Source organism: Streptococcus sp. HMSC066F10, from assembly GCF_001813805.1.
GTDB classification, from domain to species: Bacteria; Bacillota; Bacilli; order Lactobacillales; family Streptococcaceae; genus Streptococcus; species Streptococcus vaginalis.
Genome location: NZ_KV813985.1, coordinates 1 through 3,897, shown reverse-complemented (window position 1 = coordinate 3,897; position 3,897 = coordinate 1). Strand labels below are relative to the sequence as shown.

Annotated in this window: 5 protein-coding genes and 2 pseudogenes; all 7 read right to left on the bottom strand. The window is 38.5% G+C overall.

Annotated elements, in window-relative coordinates:
• Positions 1-116: 116 nt before the first annotated feature.
• The 7 genes and pseudogenes from HMPREF2933_RS05920 to HMPREF2933_RS05900 all read right to left on the bottom strand — a co-directional run bounded on the left by HMPREF2933_RS05920 (position 117) and on the right by HMPREF2933_RS05900 (position 3,668).
• Positions 117-485, bottom strand: a complete 369-nt coding sequence (locus tag HMPREF2933_RS05920; protein WP_004224594.1) for an EXLDI protein — start codon at positions 483-485, stop codon at positions 117-119.
• 136 nt (positions 486-621) lie between these two features.
• A pseudogene (locus HMPREF2933_RS05915) lies at positions 622-1,188 on the bottom strand (NAD(P)H-dependent oxidoreductase).
• Positions 1,185-1,781, bottom strand: a complete 597-nt coding sequence (locus tag HMPREF2933_RS05910; protein WP_024052411.1) for a TetR/AcrR family transcriptional regulator — start codon at positions 1,779-1,781, stop codon at positions 1,185-1,187. The pseudogene HMPREF2933_RS05915 and the gene HMPREF2933_RS05910 overlap by 4 nt, the downstream one beginning before the upstream one ends.
• Positions 1,782-1,924: 143 nt before the next feature.
• Positions 1,925-2,233, bottom strand: a complete 309-nt coding sequence (locus tag HMPREF2933_RS10375) for a type 1 periplasmic-binding domain-containing protein (protein WP_024052412.1) — start codon at positions 2,231-2,233, stop codon at positions 1,925-1,927.
• Entirely contained in the window at positions 2,230-2,379 is a 150-nt protein-coding gene (locus HMPREF2933_RS10370) for a hypothetical protein (RefSeq protein WP_224783688.1), read from the bottom strand. The genes HMPREF2933_RS10375 and HMPREF2933_RS10370 overlap by 4 nt, the downstream gene beginning before the upstream one ends.
• Before the next feature lie 82 nt (positions 2,380-2,461).
• Positions 2,462-2,815, bottom strand: a complete 354-nt coding sequence (locus tag HMPREF2933_RS10365) for a LacI family DNA-binding transcriptional regulator (protein ID WP_224784000.1) — start codon at positions 2,813-2,815, stop codon at positions 2,462-2,464.
• 43 nt (positions 2,816-2,858) lie between these two features.
• Positions 2,859-3,668, bottom strand: a pseudogene (locus HMPREF2933_RS05900) (Cof-type HAD-IIB family hydrolase).
• Positions 3,669-3,897 lie beyond the last annotated feature (229 nt).

Below are 3,897 nucleotides of genomic sequence, written 5' to 3'. Positions count from 1 at the left end.
TTTGTTGCACTATATTTTACAATTTATCAATAACAAAAATAGACAAATGTCCTATGAAACAATGCAACTGACTTCATACAAAAAAACCAGTCCGTAGAGACTGGCTGTCTGTCAAGTTAAATATTCAAGGTTTCAATAAAAGCACCTGCCGCTAACTTTTGCTCCAACTTGTTGATAGTAGATTTGTCTAGGTAAGAGCTTAACTCAGCAAAAGCTTGGCAAATTTTGAAAACCGTATCTGCCTCTTGCTGATGGTAGAATGGTAGATCCTTATGCTTTCTGAGCCACCACTCTGAATCATAGTTGAGATCTTCTCTTTGATAGTAGACAAGGTTCTTCTTGGGTGTCAGATAAATCGTTTTATAGATTATTTTTTTCCTATCTTCAGAAAAACGGCTGTTACTATAAATCTTGATTCCTTTAAATTTTTTATACTCTCTGATTCCATGATCCACTAGCCTGCATTCCACTTCCTTATATTCCATCGTGACACCTCCTTAATTTTTCCACTTCCATTATAGCAGTTTTACGCAGGTTTTCAAGAAATGTTTCATAAGAAATAGATTATTAAGCTAGTTTTCAGCTGTATCGTACTATTTCTGCTTTACAATCATCCTTATTTTAAATACGACGGGCTGTTTGAGTGATGGTTTCTAAGAATTGCTGGCGCTGTTCATCAGAAATTTTTTCAACATTTGTTAATTGTGTTAACTTAACCGGTGCGACAGCGCAGATTTTTAAAATTTGATTTTTCAGAACTTTACCGTAATCCTGAATAAAAGGCAGCACAAAGGACGGCGTATTATGGGTGGTGATAATCCAAGCAGATTTTCCTTGTAAGTGCCCTTCAAAACCGACTTTTTTATAAGAATAAGCGAAACCAGCTACAAATACTCGGTCAATAAATCCTTTGAGAATAGCCGGCATACCGCTCCACCAAATCGGGAAAATAAAGATTAGGTGATCTGCCCAAGTGACAAGATCACGGTATTTCTCCATTTCAGGAACCTTAGCCAAATCGCGGCGTTTTTGATTTTCATCAAATCATAAGATTGGATCAAACTGTTCAGCATATAAATCTAAGGTTTTGACAGAATGCGCTTCAGAAAGATTGGTTTGGATTTGCTTGAGAATAGCACCATTAAAACCTTGAGGGTTTGGATGAGTAAAAGCAATTAAGATTTTCATGACCGTTCTCCTTTTATATAGACATCAAGGATATGCTCAATGTTAGTCTGGATGGCTTTGTTGTCAAAGTCACGTCCAATGGGACTGTTCGCCAAAACAGCAAGACCTGAAATAAAACTCCAAAAGTGAAACAGTGTTTCAGCTTCGCTGTTGGTAAAGCCTTCCTCCTTACGAAGCTCTAAAACAATCCGTTTAAATGCAGCGAATCCTGGCAAATCAGAATCCAGCGAAATAGTATCCTGAGTGACTTTCATATACTTAAAAGGAAATTTAATAAAGAGGGCTTCAAAGAAATAGGGGTAATCCTTCGCAAAGATGATGAAGTTAAATCCCATTTGGGCCAGTTGATTTTGTGCAGAAGCCTTCCAATCGATCTTTTTTTGGATCTCTTGGTTGAGAAAAGCAGAAAGTCGTTTTAAAACGACTTTTAAATAGTTTTCTTTACTTTCAAAATGCCGGTAAGGAGTGCCGTGAGTAACACCGCAGGATTTAGCGACAGTCCTCAGTGATAGCTGGTCGATACCATGGTCTTCAATCTCTTTAATCCCCGTCTGGATCAGTCTTTCTTTTAACTCTGCCGTATTTCGTTTCATTTTTTCCCTCAAAAAGTATACAATGTCTACTTTTTCTTGTCAATATTTTCTGTTTAGAAAAATTTCAGTAAAAAATCACCTTGATTTGAAAGGTGATTCTTTTTTATTAAATAAGTAAGCTAATTTGAAAAACAACAAGTCTCTTATCGCTGGATAAACTCTGATTTGAGCACAATGGTTTTTTTCTCTTCAGATAAAATCTGCTTGAAACTTTCCTGACCCAGCTGATAGGATTTGTTATCTATGGTAGAGAGACCCAAGAGCCGTCCAGCCAGCATGTTTTCTTGCCCCATGATGAAGGGGAGCTGTTTTCCAGCTTCTTCATAAGCCTGCATAAAGCCTGCTGCCATGTCATCTCCACTTAAAAAAATACAGTCAATCTCTGGGTGTTGCCAAAGTTCGGAAGCTTTCTGATAAGCATTCTCTTCTATAGCAACACCTTCGAGAATCATCGGAGTATGCTCCAATCCATAGACCTCATCATAATCCGATAGGTAGAACTGCGCTTGTCTTTACGAGTGAAAATAAGGGCTAAATGTTGATAACCCAGTTCTTTCAACCAGCGAAAAGCTTCTCTACAAGCTGGTTTGCGATCCATATAGACACTACTGGTTTACCTTTTCTAAGCAGACAATATTTCCGTACTTAGCATAGGAAGTAATGGTTTCCAAATCTATGCTTCATGAGGTGAAAATCAAATGATCAAAAGCCTGACCTCGCAATTGTTCCAGGTACTGAAGCTCTAGTTCTTTGTCATACTGAGACGGCAAAAGCAGCAAATTATAGTCACTTCTCTGCGCTTGATCCAACATACCGTTGATGAGCTTGGTAAAATAAGTGTGACGCACATGAGGAATGACTACACCCACTTTATAAGTATTGCCCAAACTCAGTTCTTTTGCGACTAGATTTGGAGTATAGTCCAGTTCTCTGACAATTTGCAGGATTTTCTCCCGTGCCTCGTCTGACACATATGGGGGATTGTTGAGCACGCACGATACACTAGACACCGAATAGCCACTCAACTCCGCTATTTCTCGAATATTGGTCCTTGAGTTCCTTTCTGATTTTCAACACTTAACCGATGAGATACCTGTGAATTCCGTAACCAACTCCGTCCTCATCGTTACTCTTGGTAATTTTAAAAGCATGTGCCTTAACATCCTTAAAGGCATTGGCCATGACAATCGGAAAACCAACCATTTCTAGCATCGGAATGTCATTGTGACCGTCACCAAAGGCAGCCGTTTCTTCTTTTTTTAGATTTTCTTTCCGACTAATGTAATCAATCCCTGATGATTTTCGAGCTTCTTTTCTAATGATTTCTAAATAAAACCGACCAGAACGCAGAATTGTAACACTAGTTAGTTCTAGACTATTCAGATAAGTCTGCAAATCTTGCATTTTTTCCTCTTCAAAACTAATCATCATGATTTTAAACAGATTGTCACAAGCTGAACTTCATCATGAACCTGAGTCGGTGCCTGATGAGTCAAGTCGTATTCGTAACAAATTCTTTCATCTACTGTATCACAATACCAATGATTCAAGTCATAATAACTGAGACTTGACCTGCTGAAAATGCTACCGCACCGCCTGTAAAATCGTTGCCGCGGTCTGCTTGAAAATAATCTTGATGTGCAGCGGACGAATTTGATGATTGACAACCTCATAAATCAAACCACCATTAAAGCCCACTTGCGGACCTTGCAAACCCAACAATTCAATAGCCTCACGCATCTCCATTGGCGCACGCGCAGAGACCAGCGTAATCGGAATATCTGCTCTGCGAATGCGTCTGGCATTCCTTTCGGAAACTTGCCCCTTTGAATTTAAAAGCGCCCCATCCATATTAGTAAAAATACGTTTAATCGTTCTTGTTTGCATGATTTTTCTCTCCTTTTCTTTATGGATTTGCGCTCCACTCCGAGTTCAAATCTTATTTCTTCGCTAGCTTGACTTCATTGTACAATCTGGAACGCGTTCCATGTCAAGAGGAAAATGAAAAAAAGGGAATTAAATTTTTTAGAGGTAGCAAAATGAAAATGACCTTTAAAAAGGGAAAAGTTCTGACTTAGTTTAATCACTATAATCTTTTAAGTAGGCTCTTAATTCT